The organism is Bilophila sp. T19-St14 (assembly GCF_059728385.1).
This window is the reverse complement of record NZ_BAAGFT010000001.1, coordinates 1,493,202-1,513,815: the sequence shown is the minus strand read 5'-3', so window position 1 is coordinate 1,513,815 and position 20,614 is coordinate 1,493,202. Positions and strand designations below refer to the sequence as shown.

The following is a 20,614-nucleotide window of genomic DNA, read 5'->3' as shown; positions in this document are numbered from 1 at the left end:
TGACGAGCGGAATCCTGTAGCATAGTCTGTTGGTTGCGCAACTAAACAGCGTTGCTTCTTGATCATGTTTTTTGGGGGGATCTATGACCATGACGAAGAAAGAGGCCTTGCTGAAGGCCGCAAAGGAACTTTTTGGCGAATGCGGTTATACCGAAACCACATTCAAGAAAATTTCGGAACGTGCGGGGGTGGCCCTCGGCTTGTTGACCCATCATTATGGAAACAAGGAAAAGCTGTTCCTTGCCGCGGGGATGGACGTCCTCGAACGCTTTCATGATGTTTTGCAGCGGGCGTGCGACGAAGGTAAGAACGGCCGCGAGAGCGTGTTGAATTTCTGTAAGGCATATCTCGATTTTTCGATCGATCCCGACTCCAACTGGCTTGTCCTCGTGCGCTGTTCCCCTTACAGCGACATGAAGACGAGCGACGACCGCGAGTTGATGTTTGAAAAGTTCAACGAGATCCACAAGCTGTTGGAACAGCAGTTGTGGCGGGGCATTGAAGACGGTTCCATCCGCGAGCTGCTCGTGAAGGAAACGGCGCAGATCCTCATGTCGCTGGTGGTCGGCGCCAACCGTACCCGTGTCCTCACGCCGTACGCGCCGCCCCATCTGTACCGTGAGGCCATCGCCTTCGCCGCCAGAGCCATAACCCCGTGCAACGCCTGCGAGTAATACATGGATTGGTTTTCTACCGGCCTCATTATGGGAGCCGTGCAGGGATTGACCGAATTCCTGCCGGTTTCTTCTTCGGGGCATTTGGTCATTGCCGGAGACCTGATTGGGTTCACGGGCCCGAAGGCCAGCACATTTGAGGTCGCCATCCAGCTTGGTTCCATCTTCGCCGTCCTGATGGTGTATTGGGATCGTTTCATGGGGCTGCTGCTGCCCGGCCGGGTGCAGACGTCGGCTCCGAAGCCTTTTGCCGGGCTGAGGGGGATTTGGCTCCTTTTCCTGACGACGCTGCCTCCGTCGGTGCTGGGGCTGCTCCTCCATTCGTACATCAAGCAGCTTTTCACCCCTTTCAGCGTGTCGCTTTCGCTTGCCGTCGGCGGCTTGCTGATGTTTTTTGTGGAAAGCTACTGTGCGAAGCGCCCGCCCAAGTATTCCAGCATTGATGAAGTGACGCCCAAACTGGCGCTCGGCATCGGCCTTTGCCAGTGCATGGCTCTGTGGCCGGGCTTTTCCCGCTCAGGCTCTACGATCATGGGCGGGATGCTGCTTGGTGAAAAGCGCGCCCTTGCCGCGGAGTATTCGTTTGTGGCGGCGGTGCCGATCATGTTTGCGGCCACCGGTTATGATCTCCTGAAGACGTGGCCTCTCTTCACGGCGGATGATATCCCGCTGTTCGCCGCCGGGCTGTTTTTCGCCTTCATTTTCGGCTGGCTCGCCATCAAGACGTTCATCGCCCTTGTGGGGCGCATCACCCTGCGGCCTTTTGCCGTATATAGGCTGCTTCTTGCGCCGATAGTGTACTTTTTTATGGTGAATATGGGATAGCGTAAGAGGTAAAAGGTGAGAGGGGGAGTCTTCTTGAGAGGGGCCTTCTGGATGTGGGGGAATCCATCCGGTGCCCGCTTCTCCAGCTCCCTTTCCTCCCAAGGCATCCGATGGGGGCGGGAGTTTTCCCGGCGTGGATGCCTGTTTTGCCGGGATAATCCCTTTTTGATAAGACCGCCAAAAAATGGAAAACGGGCACTGCATTGCGGTGCTCGTTTTTTTGTGGGTGCAGGGAACTCATTTGGAAATATGGAATCCCAATTGTTCCGCTCAGATGGCCCTTTTTGCAGGAACCCATTCCCGCATTATCCGGTGATGCCTGACGCTTGGGAGGGCCTGCCCGGAGCCACCGGGGACGGACGGCGAACGGGATACCCGATAAGCTGCCCGTCCCATTATTGATGGCGTCATGCGGCTGATCTGCCCGGCGTCGGCCCGGTAAGCTGTCCGTCCGATCATTGATTCCCATGAAAGCCTTTGGAGAGGGGAGGCGGTTTCTCCCTTTCGTGGGGATTTATTAGAATGTCACCATATTACATATAATTGTTTTAAATTATTTAAATATTTTTCTTTTTCAAAAATAGTTAATAGATTTAATATATTATGTATAATTGATGACACAACCTGGAACATCCCCTCTCCCAGTTTTTTCTCAGGGCTGTGTTACAGGAATCGGTTGATGCCTGTTTCTTGAAGTTCCAAAGGAATAAACGGTAAAAGGCTCCAGCCATAGGGCCCGTCAACGAAAATCTGAAAAAACTGTATTTTCACTATGATGTGGAGATAAAACAACTCCGTTTCATAACGGAGCCTTTCTTAATCAAAGGCTGTGTTATAGAAAATGGTTGATGTTTTTTTCCTTGAAGTTCCAAAGGGATAACCGGCTAAAATGCCCTAGCCGTGGATTCCGCCAAGGGGAAAACTGGAAAAAGGTTTATTTTTCACCGCACTGTGAAGATGAGATAACCACATACTTAACGGAGCCTAATCAAAATCCGCAATGATCGTTCCGAGCGACAACGGGCCGAGGGAACGGTGGCGGAAATCCCCCCTGATCCGGGCAATGGCCTCATGCAGGTTGGGGGAAGATATCCCGGTGCGGACGGAGGTGTGCGCCTCGATGAACGCGGCAAGGTTGTCGCAAACCTTGAGCAGTGCCCCGTCCTTGGGATCGAGCCCGTCTTCGTTGCCGTCGGCGTGGAGGGCATCGAACGATCCGAGGCGGCGTACTTGCCCCGAACTGTCCCGGATGGTCTCGTCGAACTCCGACGTTACCCCCTCACCGACGAGGCCGAGATAGTAGCGGAGGCGTTCCGCCAGCGGGTCGTGCCCTCCGGCGGAGAGGGGGCCGAAGACGCGGCGCTCCAGCTCCTGCAGCTCATAGGCGCGCAGAAGGCTTGGGAGCTGGTTTACGGAGCGTTTGACCGGGGTGATGATGTCCCGTGTGAGCAGTTCGGGCAGATCGTGGAAGAGCCCGGCGAAGAAGTTGTTGATCCGGCGTGCGGGGCAGGCTCCGAGGGAAAGGCTGAAGAAATACGCGTAACCCGCAACGAGGAACATGTGCCCAAGCACGGAGGTTTCCGGTACGCGGGGCGTGTCGGCCCAGCGGATCTGAAAGCGGAGCTGGCCGCACAGTTTGGCGAAACGCCCCAAGGCTGTGGGCGAATCGCTGAAAAAGGCGTGCCCCTGTATGAGCTCGTCCACGCCGCACAGATCGGTCAGGGCGTTGAGCCGCTCGGTGAAGGATTCGGCAATGGACTGGTTTTCTTCGTCAAACGTATTGAATGGCTTGATGATGTTGTATTCCCACCCCGAAGCGTAAAGGTGGGCCGCCGTGAGGATGCGATCCGGGAGGCTCGTCCGATCCCGGTTCCTGTGGTAGGCGGAAAGGCGCTCCCAGAAACCTTCATCCGGCGCGCCGAGCACGGGGCGGAGCTCTTTGAGTACCCATTCCGTCAGTTCTTTGTAATCTTTCTCGTTTTCACAGATGCGGTAAAATACTGGGGGCTTGATGTCCGTTGTGACCAGACGGTACAGATAATCGAAAAGCCCCCTTTCTATAACTTCCTGTTGCAATTTACGTTGATCTGGGGCAGAATAACCCCCGCTGTTCAGGAGCGTGAGCATCCAGGCGACAATCATTTTATGCGCCTGCTTGTCTATTTCGTAGAGTTCCACGGGACGCAGTTTGTCGTTCCAGCGGCGCATGTACGAACCGGAAAACATAAGCTGTAAAAGGCTTTTTCGGATTGCGGACATCGGCTTCTCCCTTGTGATCCGTTACTCGCATGGTTGTGGCTGCCCCGCGTTGTGTTTTGCTCCGAACACTGCCCGGATTTCCTTTCTCCCCCTTTCCTCACAAAAGGCGGCGGGGCAGACGCCGGGCGAAGGCGTTTTATCAAAAGCGCCGTGTCATGAGAATCGATGCTGGGGCTTCCCGGCAGCGGTTCTATTCTGCCGGGCGCAGAAGGAAAACGGTTTTGTCGCTTGACAAGCCTGCTCTGGCATTTTATACACTTCGTTCTACAAGTTTTAGCAGAGGAGACGCTTCAGCATGAAGACGTTTAGCCCCACTCCGGAGCATATCGACCACCAGTGGTTTGTAGTGGATGCGGACAATCAGGTTCTCGGCCGTCTGGCCGCCCAAATTGCCCACCGCCTCCGCGGCAAGCACAAGCCCGAATTTGCTCCGCACATGGACAATGGCGACGTTATCGTCGTTGTCAACTGCGAAAAGATCAAGGTTACCGGCGCCAAGCTGGAAAAGAAAAAGTATTACCATCATTCCGGCTATGTGGGCGGTCTGCGTGAAACTACGCTCGACAAGCTCCTTGCTGAGAAGCCTGCCGACGTGCTGATGCACGCCGTCCGTGGTATGCTTCCCAAGAATCGTCTGGGTCGTGCCATGCTGAAGAAGCTCAAGGTGTATGCTGGCCCCACGCATCCGCATACTGCCCAGGGCCCGAAGCCTCTGTCCTTCCCGTACTAACGAGGCCAGGAGTCAATCATGTCTGAGTTTGATTACGGCACGGGCCGTCGCAAGAACGCCACTGCTCGTACCCGTCTCTATGCCGGCAACGGCGCTATTGAAGTCAACGGTCGTAAAGTGGAAGACTACTTCCCCCGCAAGACCCTTCAGATGATCATCCGCCAGCCTCTGGTTCTCACCAAGCTCGTGGACAAGTTCGACGTGAAGGTCAACGTCTGCGGCGGCGGCGTGACCGGTCAGGCCGAAGCCGTTCGCCACGGGATTTCCCGTGCCCTGCTGAGCGCCGACCCGTCCCTGCGCGGCGTTCTGAAGCGCGCCGGGTTCCTGACCCGCGACGCCCGTAAGAAGGAACGTAAAAAGTACGGTCAGCGCGCCGCTCGTGCCCGCTACCAGTACTCGAAGCGTTAAGCCGCAAGGCCCGTTTCAGATTTGTTCAGGCCGGGGGAAACCCCGGCCTTTTGGCGTTTCTATCCGCTTGCGTCCGCAGGCTGCTGTGGGAAGGGCTTTCTCTTTTTATTCATCGAACTTACTTTATTTTTTATCTTTTCCCGTGCCCGTCCTTTCCGATAACGTCTTGTGGAAACACCGGGCTTCGGGTAAACTTCCGACAATAACCTACGAACAGAGAGCATAATGACGGATACTTTTTTGACTATTACCCCCCTAGGGGGATTTGGTGAAATAGGCATGAACTGCCAGATGTGGAACACGCCCGAAGGGTGCGTTCTCATCGACTGCGGGATCATGTTTCCTGATGACCAGCAGCTTGGTGTGGATGTGGTCATTCCGCCGCTGGAGCCCATTTTGGCCCAGCGCGGGCGGCTGCTCGGCGTGGTGCTTACGCACGGGCACGAAGACCATATCGGAGCGGTTCCGTGGCTGGTTTCTTTTATCAAGGGCCTGAAAGTCTACGGTTCCCCCATGACGCTGGCGCTCGTGGAGCACAAGCTCCGGGAACGCGGCCTTCTCGACCGTGCCGAACTCATCACCGTGACCCCCGAACACGATCTGGCGCTCGGCAGCTTGCGTTTCCATTTCATTCCGGTGAGCCATTCCATCCCGCAGGGATACGCCCTCGCGGTGGATACGCCCGTGGGGAAAGTCGTGCATACGGGCGACTTCAAGATCGATGAGTTCCCTTCCGACGGCGTCGGCACGGATTTGCCCGCCCTGCGGCGTTTCGCGGGCGCTGAGGGCGTCCGGCTGCTGCTTTCCGATTCTACCAATGCCGAGAGCGAAGGGCACACGCAGTCTGAAAAAGTGGTGCGCGAGACGTTCCACGAGATTTTTTCGGAAGCGAAAGGCCGCATAGTCATCACGCTTTTTTCCAGCCATATCGAACGGATCCAGATGGTGTTCGACATGGCCCGCGAATTTGACCGCGCCGTCGTGGTCAGCGGCCGCAGCCTCGTGAACAATATTGAGCGCGGGCGGGATCTTGGCTTCATGCGTATGCCGCCCGAACTGTTCACGGATCAGACCATCCCTGAGGTTTCCCCCGAACGCATGGTGGTCATCGCCACAGGTTCCCAGGGGGAGCCCCTGTCCGCGCTTTCCCGTATTGCGTCCGGCGAGCACCGTCAGCTTTCCATCATGGAAGGTGATACGGTGATCATGTCTTCCCGCGTCATTCCGGGCAATGCGCGCGCCGTCAACCGGCTGATCAACCAGATGTACCGCATGGGGGCCAATGTCTGCCATGACGGGACGCGCCCCGTGCACGTTTCCGGCCACGGTCGGCGCGACGAGCTCCGTACCATGCTCGACGCGGTGCGCCCCAAATTTTTCGTGCCGATCCACGGCGAGTACCGCCATTTGATCCAGCATCGCGATTTGGCCCGCGACTGGGGCATTGCGCCAGAGCGTACGTTCATCCTCGACGACGGCGAGCCGTTGACCTTGCTGCCCGATGCCATCCGGCTTGAGGAGAAGATCCCCGCCGATTCCATTCTTGTGGACGGCAAGGGCGTGGGCGACGTGGGCAACCTCGTTTTGCGTGAGCGCCAGCTTCTCGGAGGCGACGGCGTTGTCGTCGTCGTTTTGGTGCTTGACGAGGAGACAGGCGAGGTCATCCACGGCCCGGACATGATTTCCAAGGGGTTTGTGTTTGAGCAGCAGTTCAGCCACTTGCTTGAGGATGCCAAGTGCCTTGTCCTCGACCATCTTGAAACGTCCCCACGGCTCAGTATTCCCCGCCTTGGCGATCGCATTCGTTCTTCCATGCGGAGCTTCTTCCGCAAGGTCGTAGGCCGCGATCCGGTTGTGGTTCCGGTTATTACGGAAGTTTAGGGGAAAAGATTGGGGAAGGGGAGGAGAATCTTTTCTGAAGAAAAGTTTCTCCTCCCCTTCCCCAAACCCCATCCCCTCCTCTTCCAAAGACTTTCGGCCTTATCGAATCCCTGTTCCCGGTTGTGCCGATGAAGGAAGGCCCGTCTTCGTGTGAGGACGGGCTTTTCTGTCGATGTCGCGGCGGGCCGTTTCAATGGAAAAAGGCTCCGATATAGCAACAAGTTGTTGTTTCATTGGGCTCTGCCATAGGAAAAGGTTGATGCTTTCTTGAAGATTCGAGGGAGTAACCGATAGGGGCCTGGGGCGTTTTCATGCTGAAAAGGCTCTTCAGGCTGCGGGAAGCAGGCTGTCGCTGCGAAGCGGATACGCACAATTCATTTGCACTGTCCAATGCCGGATCGAGCGTGCCTTGCAACTTTACATTATGGCTGTGTCCTAGAAAACGGTTGATGCTTTATTTCCTTGAAATTCCAAGGAAATAACCAATACCCCCCCAATCACAGAACCCGCCAGCGGAAAATTTGGAGAAAAAGCATATATTTTCAGTGTATTGCTGAAACAAAACAACCATGTACTCTGACAGAGCCTTTCCAATAGGCATCATCACGATGTAAAAACAATATGAAAAGGCCCTGTCAGAGTATGTGGCTGTTTCACCTCCACAGTACGGTGAAACGGTGAAGATGAAACAACCGCATATTATGACAGAGCCTACATTATTATACCATGGTAAAATCGATTGGCTCTGTTCTAGTATGTGGTTGTTTCATCTCCACAGTGCTGTGAAAATACAGCCTTTTTCTCCAGTGTTCCCCTTGGCGGGCTCCACGGCTAAGGCATTTTATCGTTTGGCTCTGTTCAAGTTTACGGTTGATAAAGAGAAGTACGCTCCTTTAACCGCCGGAGGCGCGAGCGTCAGCGAGCTTTGAAGACGTCCCCCGCCGTATGGCAATGCGGCATGAAGGGGGTGAGGAGCGGCGAAATGTCTCGCGAAGCGCGGTCGAGGGCGGCGAAGCCGCGCGAGACAAAGCGCCGTCAGCCGTTGCCGGAGGGAGCCTTTCACCGCGCTGGAAGTGCGGCCGTCTCCACGGCAGAGAATGTTCCGCTGAAAAACAGGGGCAGATGAACGACCTCTGATTGCCGTATCAGCCGGAAACTTTAACACAGCCTATCGTTTAATTCTTTGGAACTTCAAGGAAAAAAGCATCAACCGTTTTCTATAGGCTGTGTTTAAGTTTGTGGTTGATACAAGATTCCAACTGGAAAGGAAGAGTTCTTTGGAAATTATCTGGAGTTCTCGCAACAATTTTTCAAAACTGGATTTCATGTAATGAACAAAAGATGAGAGAGGCCCACGTCACCAGACGTGGAACGGACTTTTATCTATTGATTTTCATTGAAAAAATCATCAGCCGTAAAATTGGACACAGCCTTTCTATAACAAAGTCAATCGATTTGCTCTAAAGCTGCACCAATCAAATGCGGCGACAGGGCCTGAGAAAAAGGGTTCGGAGCCGTATCGCCCATGAGCCGCAAGAGCCGGGATAAGGGATTCGATAAGGGTGAAAATCTTTGAAGAGGGAGGGAAGGGGGTACGGGGGAAGGGAGGGAGGAACTTTCTTAGAAAGTTCCTCCCTCCCTTCCCCCGGTTCTCCCTACAGCGCCAACTTTTCTTCGAGCGAAGGATCCGGCGTGACGATGATGGCGGGCTCCATGCGGTCGATGCGGACGGTTCCGGGCTTCGCGCCGCGTATGGGATGGACGAACTTGGCGAGCGCGGCGATGACGTCAACCTGCACCTCGTCCTTGCGCCAGCTCTTCAGTACGGAAAGGATGGCGGCTTCGGAAACAGTCCGGGAGGGGATCTCCTGCGCGGCGTGATCCCGGCGGATCAGGATGTGCGCTCCCGGCCCGCCGCCGGTGTGCATCCAGAGATCGTGCGGCGCGGCGAGCTTGAGAAGCTGGGCGTTGCCCTTGGCGTCGCGGCCCCGAAGGAGCAGGAAGCCGTCGCTGCTGCGGAACGGCTGTACGTTCTTGGGCAGCTCCGGGGCGCGGAACTGCGGCGCGGCGGGAGAGGGCGCGTTGGCGGGCGTGGGCGCGGACGTTGCGGCCTGCGCCATGAGCCCGGCCTGCTCCGCACGGGCCAGATCGCCCTGTACGGCGGCAAAGCGGCCTTCAAGCATGGAAAGGCCGCGCTTGCCGCGGCTGGCCTTGTGGAACAGCGAGGCCATGTTTTCACGGACGGTAAGGCGGGGATCGAGGGCAAGCTCTACAGGCCCGCCGGGCCCGTCCAGCGTAACGGAGGCGTGCTTTTCCTCCGCCGAAAAACGGTAAAGCTGCGATTGGAGCAGGCGGGCCGCGTCCTGTGCCGCAACCATGCCGCTGAGCCGTTCCTTTTCGTTCTCCAGCTTGTTCAGCAGCTTGCGCAGGCGGTTGGCTTCGGCCTGATGCGGCTTGGCGGCTTCAGCGCGCGAGAGGGCTGCGATGCCGCGCAGGACTTGCGCTTCCCCGGCTGCCGCGCACGCACGGATGGCATCCTCGACCACCAGTTCCTCGCGGGGCGTGCCGTCGGCGTCGCGGCGGCGTTCGGGCGGCAGGGGCCATGCGGAAAGCTCGCGCTCCCCATCGGCATTCTCATAAAGGAAAAGATCCCCGCCTCCGGCCTCCAGATCGAGGAGCAGGGCGGCTTGTTCGTCAGGGGGGAGCAGGGGGAGGGTGCGGCGCAAGGGCGGCGTGATGACCGGCCAGTTCCGCCAGCCCTCGCCCTCACAGGCTTCGGCCCAGCGCGCGGGATCGGGCCATGCCGGAGTTTCAGGCTCAGGCGGCGCGTCGAAACGCAGCGAGGGCCCTTCCCGCAGATCTAGCGTGAGCCAGCATTCGGCATCGGCGTTGACGCGCAGGAAAAGGCGGCGCCCCACCCAGTCGGGCAGCACGTCGATGATCCGGCGATCCGCAAGGTATTTGCGCAGCCGCATGATGTCGGCCGGCGGCGCGCTGCCGACGGGGATTTTATGCGTCGAAAGGAAAAGGAAGGGGGCCTTGCGGCCGGCGCGGATAAACAGGAAGCGTTTGCCGCCTGTGCCGTAGAGCGTGAACAGGGTCACATCCTTGGCCGGGCGGTGGATTTTTTCGATCCGGCAGCCCATGAGCGCAGGCGCAAGCTCGTCGCACAGGCGGCGGAACACATGGCAGTCCATGCAAAGCCTCGTGGGGTTGGGAGACGGGCTGTCCCGCCGAGGAGAAAGAGCCCGCCAAAGTGTGGGCTTTGGCGGGCTGTGGGATTACTCGCCCCGAATATTTTCCCCTTCCTCCTGACGGGCTTTGCAGTTGATGCAAAGCTTGGTCACGGGGCGGGCCTTGAGACGGGGGATGCTGATATCTTCGCCGCAGTCTTCGCAGATGCCGTAAGTCCCTTCGTCCAGCCGCTGGATGGCGGCTTGGATTTTGCGGATCAGGCGGCGTTCACGGTCACGGATGCGCAGTGTGAAAGCACGATCCGATTCGGCGGATGCCCGGTCGGCAGGGTCAGCGAAGAGCTCGTTGCTGTCGGTGAGGTCCTCCAGCGTGGAATCTCCCTTGTGCTGCGCCTCTTCAAGCATATTGTTGAGGAGCGTACGAAAATATTCGATGTCCTTCTGTTCCAAGAAACTACCTCCGGCAGTCTTCACGATGCGGGCTGAACCGCATCAAGCTTGTGTGAGTTCCTTCATATACCTGAGAACACTAGGTTCGTAAAGAGGCGTAGAATCCTTTTCAGAAACAATAACGCGAGGAAAAGGGCTCTTTCGCCTCTTCCGTTCACAGGCCAGTTGGAGTATAAACACCCATCCCGTCGAAACAGCAATCCCCCCAAGGAGTACAGACGCATGAGCGGAAGCAACGCCCGCAGCAATGCCATCAGAGCCATTACCAGCTACAAACCGGATCTCGCCCCCCTGAACTATGCCGACACCAAGCCGACTGAAATCTACGGAAGCAACGTTTTCAGCGACAAGGTGATGAAGGAACGCTTGCCCCGGATCGTCTACAAGTCCCTGCGCAAGACCATCGAGCAGGGGGTCCAACTCGATCCTTCGCTGGCGGACATCGTGGCTTCCACCATGAAGGATTGGGCCATCGAGAAGGGCGCTACCCACTTCACGCACGTCTTTTATCCCCTGACGGGCCATTCCGCCGAAAAGCACGACGGTTTCCTCTCCCCCGACGGCAACGGCGGCGTGATTACGGAATTCAGCGGCAAAATGTTGAGCCAGGGCGAAGCCGACGGCTCCAGCTTCCCTTCCGGCGGCCTGCGCAGCACGTTCGAGGCGCGCGGCTATACCGCGTGGGACGTGACCAGCCCGGCCTACCTTATGGAAAACAGCAGCGGCATCGTGCTGTGCATCCCCACGGCCTTCCTGTCGTGGACGGGCGTGGCGCTTGACCGCAAGACCCCGCTCCTGCGCTCCAATCAGGCCCTCAACAAGCAGGCCAGCCGCATCCTCAAGCTGTTCGGCAAGAAGACCTCCCTGCCCATCATTTCGTACTCCGGGCTGGAACAGGAATTTTTCCTCATCGACCGGAATTTCGTATTCGGCCGCCCCGACCTGCTCACCGCCGGGCGCACGCTGTTTGGCGCGAAACCGGCCAAAGGGCAGGAGTTTGAAGACCAGTATTACGGCGTCATGCCCCGCCGCGTCATGAGCTGCATCACGGAAACCGAGCGCGAACTCTACAAGCTCGGCGTCCCCGTCCGCACGCACCACAACGAAGTGGCCCCAAGCCAGTACGAAATCGCCCCGGTGTTTGAGACGGCCAACCTCGCCATCGACCACAACCAGCTCATGATGACCGTGCTGAAGAAGGTTGCCAAAAAGCACGGCCTCCATTGCCTCCTGCACGAAAAGCCGTTCAGCGGCATCAACGGTTCGGGCAAGCACCTCAACTACTCCATCGGCAACGCCGAAGTCGGCACCCTCTTCGAGCCCGGCGAGACGCCGCATGAGAACGCGATGTTCCTCGTCTTCCTCGTCGCCGCGATCCGTGGCCTGCACAAGTACGGGGGGCTGCTCCGCGCCACCGTCGCCGCCGCTTCCAACGACCACCGCCTCGGCGCCAACGAAGCGCCGCCGGCCATCATGTCCATGTTCCTCGGCGATCAGCTCACCGATATTCTGGAGCAGTTCCGCGCCGGCAAGGTTCGCGGCTCCAAGGGCAAGCGCCTGATGAACGTGGGCGTGGATACGCTGCCGCCCCTGCCCGCCGATCCCGGCGACCGCAACCGCACGAGCCCCTTCGCGTTTACCGGCAACCGCTTCGAGTTCCGCGCGCTCGGCTCCAGTATGCCCGCCTCGGCTTCCCAGACGGCTCTGAACACCATCATGGCCGACTCGCTGGATTACGCCGCCACACGCCTTGAAAAGCTCTCCGGCGGCGATCCGGAAAAGCTCCACGCCGCCGTGGGCAAGCTCATTCAGGAAATTGTGGAGGAACACAGCGCGGTCATCTTCAATGGGGACGGCTATTCCGAAATCTGGCATCAGGAAGCGGAGCGCCGCGGCCTGCCCAACTACCGGACGACGCCCGAAGCCCTGATGGTGTACACCAGCCCCGATGTGGTGGATCTCTATGGCCGCTACAACGTGCTGTCGCGTCAGGAGCTCAAGGCGCGTCAGGAAATCTACATCGAGCAGTACTGCAAGACGATCCGCGCCGAAGCGAACCTCGTCATCCGCATGGGCCGGACTATCATCTACCCCGCCGGGCTGCGCTTCCAGCAGGAACTGCTCCGCGCCTGCCTCGACATGCGTGCGTTGAACCGCGAGCCCGACACCGTGCTGCTCGACGACATTGACGACACCCTGCGCAAGCTCCGCGAGGGGCTTGAGCACCTCGAAGCCAATGTGGATATGAAGATTGAGGATCCCGTGCAGGAAGCGCATCACAAGTGCACCGTGGTCATCCCGGCCATGAATGCCATCCGCGCCCTTGCCGATCATCTCGAAACGATCGTCCCCGAAGATCTCTGGCCTCTCCCAAGCTATCAGGAGATGCTGTTTGTGAAGTAGGGAAAGGGGGACGCCATCTGAAGAAAGGGGCGCGCCGTCCCCTTCCTCAGCCCATCCCTCATCTTCAAAAGATGTTGTCCGTACCGAACCCTATTGGTTGATGAAAGGAAAGCCTTCCCCGTTCAAGGGAAGGCTTTTCTTTTGGGGAAGGCTCTGCCATAGTGTATGGTTGTTTATTTTTGCAGTATGGTGAAAATAGAGACTTTCTCTCTCTCTCTCTCTCTCTCTCTCTCTCTCTCTCTCTCTCTCCGACTTTCCCTCTGCTGGGCCCGTGGCTGGGCAATTTTTCCGTTATTCCGTTGGAATTTCAAGGAATAAACCATCAACCGTTTCCCATGGCACAGCCTTGGGGAATCCGCGGATGGGAACTCCAAAACGCGGAGGCTGCGGGCGGGAGGAGGCAAAGGGCCGCCGCAGCCGACGGGCGAACCTTTGCGGCCCGCGGGCGTCGAAGCGGCCCGGAGCCTTTAGAGGTTCCTTTCCTGTCTGCCCCTACAATACCTCGTAAATTCTACAGAAGACGTTGTCGAAGATGAGCCGGAAGTAGGGGGCGAAACGCGGATCGCCGGGATCGCAGATAAGGAGCTGCACCATCATGGTGTTGTACATGCGGTCGTCGATGACGAGCTTTTCCCCGGTCACGCGGTTGAACATGAAATGCACGTTGCGGCGGCGCTCCATGTCTTCCTTCCATGCCTTGATGGCGGCGTTGTCGGGCAGGTATTCGGGCGGCGTCACGTAGTCGCGGTGGTCAAGCTGGCCGTCGGAAAAGACGTCGATGCTGGCGGCGGGGACGTTGACGTTGCTCCCCTTCATCACCACTTCGCCCTTGTCAAGGCGGTAGGAAAGCGCCTGCGGGACAATGCTGATGGCGTAGCCGCGCCCTTCCTTGGACAGGAAGTTCCAGCTTCCGAAGGTGGAAATCCAGAAGCCGAGATCCAGCATGTCGAAGCTGAGCACAAGATATTGCTTGCCGTCCGCCTGAATGAGCGGGTTGTCGGGGTTGTTCAGCCATGTGATCATGTCCGCGGCCTGAGACGCGGTCAGCCCTTTGAACACGTTGCCGGGGACATTCCCCTTCGCGGCGGTATATTTGATGATCTGGCGGGCGAAACGCGGATCGTCCGTCGCATAGACGGCTGCGGGCAGGTAGAGCGAAGGGCTGCCGTGTTCCGCTCCGTCGGCGATGGTATCGCGCCGCGCGAAGTGCTGCGTCGCGTACCCCCAGTCCCACCAGTGCCAGACCTTGGCGTCTTCGGGGGTGGCCGTGCGGATTTCACGCAGCCCGGCGGCATGGCGGCGGTTGAGGATCGGGCCGTGGGTCATGGCGGGCACGAGATCGGCAAGCGGCGGGACCACAATGACGAGCATAAGGATGACCGCAGCCGAACGGTAGAACAGGTGAGGCCCGATGGCGTCGAGCACGCGGGTCAGGCGCCAACCGCGCTGGCGCCCCAACCCGATGACGAACATGGCGAGGAGGCATCCAAGGATGACGAAATGGAGCCGTCCGAGGGAATCCCAAAGGTCGAGCACCGTTTCCCGGCAATCCGGCACAAGGAGGATGAGCCCGGCCAATATGAGGCAGGCTAGGAAGAACACCTTGCGGGTCTTTTTCGCGCGGACGTCGCCGAGGGCACAGGCCAGCCAGTCCACGGGGAGCGTCAGGCCGATGGCGACGATGGGGGCCCCAAACATGACCATCCGTCCGCCCATCTTGGTGCTGAGCAGGGCCAGCAGGGCCAGCGGCACGAGGAAGAGGGCCCCGGATCGGGCGCAGAGCACAAACACGAACCCAAGCAGTCCGAGGATGGCGACGGGCTGCCACGGGTGGAAATAGACCATGATTTCGGACAGCGTCAGATCCTGGATCTCGATGATGGACTGGGCCACGGACGGGAAGACCAGCGGATCGGTCGTGCCCGTCGCCACGGCGTCCCCCGCGCGTTTGAGATAGCCCTGTACGTGGTGGAGCATCGTGTTCAGCACGCTCAGGTCGACGAGCAGGGCTACGGCCAACAGCCAGAACGCCGCCAGCACGGCGGGGCGGTGGAGCTGCGCCACGAATTGGCGTTCACGCCCCACGATGGCGATGAACAGGGTCAGGGGGAGGATGGCCCCGGTGGGGCCCCCAAGCGCGGGCAAGGCATAGGCCAGCCCCGCGAGCAGGGCCGTACGGCGTTCGCCCGGACGGGGCAGCAGGAGCGCCATGCCGCCGAGTAAGGCCACATCGTAGCGCACGATGTACGGGAACATGGAGTGCCACTCCTGCGACCACCAGGCCAGCAGCCCGCTTGCACTCAGGGCGAGGATCCAGCCTGCCGAGATCAGCTCGCAGGGCTGATGGCTCGGAGCGTCCAGCGCGATGGGGATGGGGCGCTTTGTCCATCGTTGAAACCACCGGAAGGGCAGGGCCAGGGGATGGCGCAGGAAATACATGACCCATGCCGCCGGGGCCAGCCCGATGAGCAGGGACAGGAAGAGGGTGATCAGGTCGGTGTCGGCGTAGCCGAGCAGTGTACGGGCGAGGAAGCCCGGAGAGAGCGAGGCGAGGATGCCGGCGCAAAAGCCGGCCTCCATGCTGCCCATGCACCATGCCCACAGGAAGACAAGCAGGGCCATGAGGCTGGCCATGACCGGAGGCAGCCAGAAGGCGACCTGTGCGGGCTCCGTGCCTGTGATCAGGGCGAGGATGCGGAGCAGCTCGGACATGGGGTGTCCTGCGCCGAACCCGAAGCCCTCGGCTCCGGCGACCCAGTGATAGGCGTCATGCGTGGCAAGGAGCATTTCATTGCCGAGGCGATATTCCACATCCTGCCACGACGGCCACTCCTGAAAGCGCAGCAGGAAGGCCACGGCATAGGTCGCCATGCCGAGCAGAAGGCCGAGGAGCCAGCGCGGTACGGGGCCGAGGGGGATGTTCCTTGATGGGGGGGGCGGGGGTATTGTCACGGCGTATCCCGGAAAAACCGGCGTTCGCGGACGCGGGAAAGGGTAAGGGGGAGGTGAGGGCCTCCCCCGGATGTTGCGCGGGAATCAGAAGCCTTCACGTTCCCGTTCTTCTTGGCAGGCGCGGCACAGGCCGACGCCGGGCAGGGCTTCCAGACGTTTCTGGGGAATGGGCTCGCCGCATTCACGGCAGCAGGCCTGGCCGTCGATCCACTCCGGCCCTTCCCAGTACTGTGAAGAACGGGCGCGCTGGAGGGCGGTTTCGCGTGCGAGCCGTTCCAGTTCCTGCGCCTGATCGAAAATGTCCATTCGTGTCCTCTTTCTTTAACGTGAAGCAGGGGGAGTCCCTCAAGACGGGCCAGACCTTCCCCCGGGAAGGCCGCAGGTTTGCCCGAAAACCGTTCGCGTTGCAAGTAGTTTTATGAAGGCCGTGCCACGGCAAAACCCTTGGCGCTCTATTTCTTGGCATTCCAAAGGGATAACCGATCAAGCGCTTCGGTCAAGGCCCCTTCCGGCGGAAAATCGGGATGGAAAGCCAATATCTTCACCCTCTTGTGGGGATAAGGCAGCCGTCATTCCATGACGGAACCCCTTAGGAAAGGCGCAGCGCCTCAAGGGGGATTTTGCCCACGCACTTGCGCAATGGGGCGGGTACCCCGTCCACCGCGATGGCCGGAAGGTGCGCGTCCCACGGAAAGAGGAGGGCAAAAGTGCCGGGCGCAAGCGTGACCCGGCTGACTTCCGCCGGGGCGGGCTGGAAAAAGCCTATATCCCGCTGGTCATCGAATGCGCCGTTGAGGGTGAGGCCCGTTGTGGCGGCGTTGAACAGCCATTCCTGCCCTTCCACCACCATCTGCACGTCGCAGAAACGCTTGTGGCATTCGTAGAGGCTGCCGGAAAGCGGGCGCGAGGTCAGCGTGGCGACATTGACGAAACCGTCGGCCAGCGGATGCGTGCCGTCCTTGAGTCCGGCAAGGGAGCCGGAACCGCCGGGCGCATAGTTTTCGAGCCAGCACATCATTTGTTCCCATGCCGGGCCGAAGCCGTAACGCCGCCAGTTGCTGATATGATCGACGATCATCCTGAAATCCTTATAATAAAGAAAAGGGTTGCGGGGAAGGGGCCTCCTGGAAAGGCCCCTCCCGGCCTCCCCTTCCAATGTGGTGGACAGATTGCCTGAATAGGCGAGAGGCTGGGCAAAGGCGCACCGTGCCTCTTATCGCAGAAAACGGCCCGCTACTTTTTGATGTTGGCGAGGATGTCTTCCAGCGTATCCGCGAAGGCGCGCAGGTCTTCTTCCGGGATGTTGAGGGCCGGGAGGAGGCGCAGGACGACTTCGTGGGACAGGTTGCAGATAAAGCCGCGGCGGATGAGCTCCTCCCAGACGGCTTTAGCGGGGAAGGCCAGCTCAATGCCGATCATGAGGCCGAGGCCGCGCACTTCCTTGATCGTTCCGGGGTGGCTTTCGCTGATGCGGCGGATGGACTCCATGAACTCGCCCCCAAGCTTGGCCGCGCGCTCGTCGAGATGGTCACGCTTCATGATCTGCACGACTTTGGCGGCCACGGCGGACGTCAGGGCGCCGCCGCCGAACGTGGTGGCATGGCTGCCGGCGACGAAGCCCTTGGAGACTTCATCGGTGGTCATCATCGCGCCCATCGGCAGGCCGTTGGCAAGGGCCTTGGCGCAGGAGATGGCGTCGGGTTTGAGATCGAAATGCTGGAACGCCCACGGCTTGCCGGTGCGGAACAGGCCGCCCTGCACCTCGTCCACGAGGAAGAGGATGCCCTTTTTGCGGCAGAGCGCCTCAATGCCCTTGGCGTATTCGGCGTACATGGGGCGGATGCCGCCCTCGCCCTGTACGATTTCAACGAGCACGGCGGCGGTTTTGGGCGTAATCGCGGCCTCAAGCGCGTTCAGGTCGCCCCACGGCACGGTCTTGAAGCCGTCCGGGATGGGCGCGAACCCGTCCTGAAAGCGTTCCTGCCCCGTGGCGGCCATCGTCGCATACGTACGCCCGTGGAATGCCTTTTCCAGCGTAATGATTTCGTAGGCGTCGACGTTCTTCACCCGCTGCATGTAGCGGCGGGCCAGCTTGATTTGCGCTTCGTTGGCCTCCGCGCCGGAGTTGCAGAAGAACGCCTTTCCAAAGTGGCTCAGGGACAGCAGTTCCTCAGCCAGTTCAAGCTGTTCTTCCTGATAAAAAAGGTTGCTCACATGGATGAGCTTGCGGGCCTGCTTCTCGATGACCTGGGCGATTTCCTCGTTGCAGTGGCCGAGGCTGGTTACCGCGATCCCGGCCAGCAGGTCGACGTATTCCTTGCCGTCGAGGTCGGTGACTCTGGAGCCTTTGCCGCTGGCGATGCTGACAGGGTAACGACCGTACGTCCGGCAGAGAAGGGATTCTTCGCGGGCCTTGATCGTATCGAGAGAGGAAGTGGTCATGATGGTATCTCCTGTCCGGCGGCCGCCGGAATGCTCATATAAGTACGACGGCGTGCCCTGTGAAGGCCGCCTAGTGTTTTCCCGTATGTCCGAAGCCCCCGGAGCCGCGTCCGGTGGCGCCCAGCGTCTCGCATTCCTCAAGCTCCACCTGAAGGGCGAGCTGGAAAACGAGCTGCGCGATGCGGTCCCCTCGTCGGAGCCGCCGTTCTTCGCCGGACGTATTGAGGAGGACGACGGTGATTTCGCCGCGGTAGTCGGGATCAATGACGCCGACGCCCTGCGCCACGGTCAGGCCCTGCATGGCTCCGAGCCCGCTGCGCGAATAGACGAAACCGGCGATGCCCGGCGTAAGCGGTTCGACGGCGATGCCGGAAGGGATGGCCAGACGCCCGCCCGCAGGGATGGAGGCTTCGTCTTCTTCAAGGTAGGCCCTCAGATCGAGGCCCACGGAACCTGAAGTGGCGTACCGCAGGCCTCCGGCCCCGTTCGCCGTATAGACGGCCTGCGAGTCCCGCAGATACTGGATGCGCACCTTGGGGTGTGCTGTAGTCATGGTATGCTCCTTGCTCAAACCGCATCTCTACCGCAACCCGTCCCGCCCCACAAGGGAAAAGAGGCGGAGGGAAGGCGGAAAAGGCCCTCCGAAAGGCTGGAACTCCCACAGGCATCCGTGTCCCCAACGGCAGGCCCGCGCGGGAGAAGGCCCGGTCATGGCGGGGAAGTTGTGCAAATAGGCGGCGGGGGCAGTCCCGCACAGGAGAGGGCCCGGCTGCCGCCGAAAGGCGGCCCGCGTAGGGAAAAGCATCCTTACAGCGAGGGACGACCTGCGGGCGGCAGCCGAGACGGGAAACAGCGGGGCATATGCTCGCGCTGGTCAGCGGATGGGGCGGCAAGGGGGCCCTCATCTGGAATGGAAGGCCGTGTCCTGTGTCGTGTTGTTATTATATGTAACTATGTTAAATTATTGAAATAATTTTTTGTGATTTGAAAAAATAATTCAATAATTTCAATATATTATATGTAATTGGCTATACGGCTTGGAAAATGGCTGATGTTCTTGGCTGTGCCGCAGAAAATGGTTGATGCTTTTTCCTTGAAACTCCAAAGAGATAACCGGAAAAATGCCTTAGCTAGTGATTCCGCTAAGGGGAAAACTGGAGAAAAGGCTGTATGCTCACCGCACTGTGGAGATGAAACAACCACATACTATAACAGAGCCAATGAAATACTTGCCTAACTCCTTTTCAAAAGGCAGTGCCACAGCAAACGGCTGATGTTTTTTTCTTGAAACTCCAAAGAAAGAATTGATGAAATGCCGCAGTCATGGAGCCCACCAAAGAAAAAACGGGGAAAAAGGCCGTATTGTCACCACGCTGTGAAGAGGAAACAGGCACGCCCTATGACAGGGCCTTTTCAAAAAAGAGGTGCCCGGTATGGGAGATCACCCCTCCGACCTTCATCGTACCCGTTTCAGCCAGTTGAAAGCCCAGCTTTTTGTAGAGCGAAGCGGCGGGAATGTTTTACGCTCCCGTATCAAGCCTTACCGCTTCGCAGGAATGTTGCCGTGCCTTTTCCAGGGCATACTTGACGAGGGAGGAACCGATGCCTTTCCCGGCGGCTTCAGGGCATACCATGACCAGATGGATGACCATCACTTTCTCGGCAGGGGCATGGCTTGGCCAGTCTATTGTTTCGTATTCATCCGGCTGGTTCCTGTCGGCAATGATGCTCCCCAATATTTTTCCATTCTCATCATAGACATACAATGCCCCTCTTGCCAGGGCTTTTGCCGCGTCCGCTCTTGTCGGATACACGCCCTCTCGAAAAACGGTGAAGGCTTCATGTTCCTTTTCATGCAGAAAGTGTTTCTGATACCCTTCTTCAACTTGGTTCAAATCCGCATCTGTTGCCTGCCTCAACATATCGTTTTCTCCTCTGTCTGATTGTCTGGGAAGACCGGCATGGAGTGCCGAAACCAAAGGCTGTGCCATAGTGAACGGCTGATATTTATTGCTTGAAATTCCAAACAGCTAATGAATGAACTGCCTCAGTCATGGATTGTTTTATGGGGCTCTGCCATAGGATGTGGCTGCTCCATCTCCCAGATTGGTGGACATACGGCCTTTTTCAGTTTTTCCATTGGCGGGTTTCATGGCTGAGGCATTGTATTGGTTGTCCCTGTGGAACTTCAAAAAAGAAGGCTGTATTATAGAAAATGGCTGATGCTTTTTTCCTTGAAGCTCCAAAGGGATAACCGGCAAAATGCCTTAGCCGTGGATCCCGCCAAGAGGAAAACCGGAGAAAAAAGCTGTATTTTTCACCGCACTGTGAAGATGAATCAACCACATACTATAACAGAGCCAAAAAGAAAGCATCAATCATTTCTTATGACACGA

15 protein-coding genes are annotated in these 20,614 nt (G+C 58.6%); 6 read left to right on the top strand and 9 right to left on the bottom strand.

Annotated features, from left to right (window positions below):
- The first annotated feature begins 83 nt into the window (after positions 1-83).
- Positions 84-674, top strand: coding sequence for a TetR/AcrR family transcriptional regulator (locus AC6I1V_RS06590; RefSeq protein ID WP_302554472.1), 591 nt, complete (start codon positions 84-86; stop codon positions 672-674).
- A 3-nt stretch (positions 675-677) separates the two neighbouring features.
- On the top strand, positions 678-1,499 hold the full coding sequence (locus AC6I1V_RS06585) for an undecaprenyl-diphosphate phosphatase (protein WP_486853995.1): 822 nt from the start codon (positions 678-680) through the stop codon (positions 1,497-1,499).
- Positions 1,500-2,483: 984 nt separating this feature from the next.
- On the opposite strand, the gene AC6I1V_RS06580 is transcribed toward AC6I1V_RS06585, so the two are convergent.
- A complete protein-coding gene (locus tag AC6I1V_RS06580; protein WP_486853996.1) occupies positions 2,484-3,758 on the bottom strand; it encodes an HD domain-containing protein in 1,275 nt (424 codons plus the stop codon).
- 295 nt (positions 3,759-4,053) lie between these two features.
- Between AC6I1V_RS06580 and rplM the strand changes: the two genes are divergently transcribed.
- The 3 genes from rplM to AC6I1V_RS06565 all read left to right on the top strand — a co-directional run bounded on the left by rplM (position 4,054) and on the right by AC6I1V_RS06565 (position 6,777).
- Positions 4,054-4,488, top strand: coding sequence for a 50S ribosomal protein L13 (gene rplM / locus AC6I1V_RS06575; RefSeq protein ID WP_302554476.1), 435 nt, complete (start codon positions 4,054-4,056; stop codon positions 4,486-4,488).
- An 18-nt stretch (positions 4,489-4,506) separates the two neighbouring features.
- On the top strand, positions 4,507-4,896 hold the full coding sequence (gene rpsI / locus AC6I1V_RS06570) for a 30S ribosomal protein S9 (RefSeq protein WP_005025392.1): 390 nt from the start codon (positions 4,507-4,509) through the stop codon (positions 4,894-4,896).
- A 225-nt stretch (positions 4,897-5,121) separates the two neighbouring features.
- Complete coding sequence (locus tag AC6I1V_RS06565) at positions 5,122-6,777, top strand: ribonuclease J (RefSeq protein WP_302554477.1); 1,656 nt, start codon at positions 5,122-5,124, stop codon at positions 6,775-6,777.
- Positions 6,778-8,432: 1,655 nt separating this feature from the next.
- Here AC6I1V_RS06565 and AC6I1V_RS06560 read toward each other — a convergent pair.
- Entirely contained in the window at positions 8,433-9,974 is a 1,542-nt protein-coding gene (locus AC6I1V_RS06560) for an NFACT RNA binding domain-containing protein (RefSeq protein WP_308771064.1), read from the bottom strand.
- 84 nt (positions 9,975-10,058) lie between these two features.
- A complete protein-coding gene (gene dksA / locus AC6I1V_RS06555) occupies positions 10,059-10,421 on the bottom strand; it encodes an RNA polymerase-binding protein DksA (protein ID WP_005025400.1) in 363 nt (120 codons plus the stop codon).
- A gap of 222 nt (positions 10,422-10,643) precedes the next feature.
- Between dksA and AC6I1V_RS06550 the strand changes: the two genes are divergently transcribed.
- Complete coding sequence (locus tag AC6I1V_RS06550) at positions 10,644-12,824, top strand: glutamine synthetase III family protein (protein ID WP_337432386.1); 2,181 nt, start codon at positions 10,644-10,646, stop codon at positions 12,822-12,824.
- A gap of 492 nt (positions 12,825-13,316) precedes the next feature.
- Here AC6I1V_RS06550 and AC6I1V_RS06545 read toward each other — a convergent pair whose 3' ends face one another.
- The 6 genes from AC6I1V_RS06545 to AC6I1V_RS06520 all read right to left on the bottom strand — a co-directional run bounded on the left by AC6I1V_RS06545 (position 13,317) and on the right by AC6I1V_RS06520 (position 20,140).
- Complete coding sequence (locus AC6I1V_RS06545; protein WP_483972008.1) at positions 13,317-15,776, bottom strand: STT3 domain-containing protein; 2,460 nt, start codon at positions 15,774-15,776, stop codon at positions 13,317-13,319.
- 84 nt (positions 15,777-15,860) lie between these two features.
- Positions 15,861-16,082 (bottom strand): TraR/DksA family transcriptional regulator, encoded by a 222-nt coding sequence (locus AC6I1V_RS06540; protein ID WP_005025407.1) that lies wholly within the window; start codon positions 16,080-16,082, stop codon positions 15,861-15,863.
- A 283-nt stretch (positions 16,083-16,365) separates the two neighbouring features.
- The gene (locus tag AC6I1V_RS06535) at positions 16,366-16,854 is read right to left on the bottom strand and encodes a NanQ anomerase/TabA/YiaL family protein (protein WP_308771067.1); all 489 of its coding nucleotides are present in this window, start codon (positions 16,852-16,854) and stop codon (positions 16,366-16,368) included.
- A 155-nt stretch (positions 16,855-17,009) separates the two neighbouring features.
- Complete coding sequence (locus AC6I1V_RS06530) at positions 17,010-18,218, bottom strand: aspartate aminotransferase family protein (protein ID WP_486853997.1); 1,209 nt, start codon at positions 18,216-18,218, stop codon at positions 17,010-17,012.
- Between the two features lie 70 nt (positions 18,219-18,288).
- On the bottom strand, positions 18,289-18,771 hold the full coding sequence (dut, locus tag AC6I1V_RS06525; protein ID WP_486853998.1) for a dUTP diphosphatase: 483 nt from the start codon (positions 18,769-18,771) through the stop codon (positions 18,289-18,291).
- 967 nt (positions 18,772-19,738) lie between these two features.
- The gene (locus AC6I1V_RS06520; RefSeq protein ID WP_486853999.1) at positions 19,739-20,140 is read right to left on the bottom strand and encodes a GNAT family N-acetyltransferase; all 402 of its coding nucleotides are present in this window, start codon (positions 20,138-20,140) and stop codon (positions 19,739-19,741) included.
- Positions 20,141-20,614 lie beyond the last annotated feature (474 nt).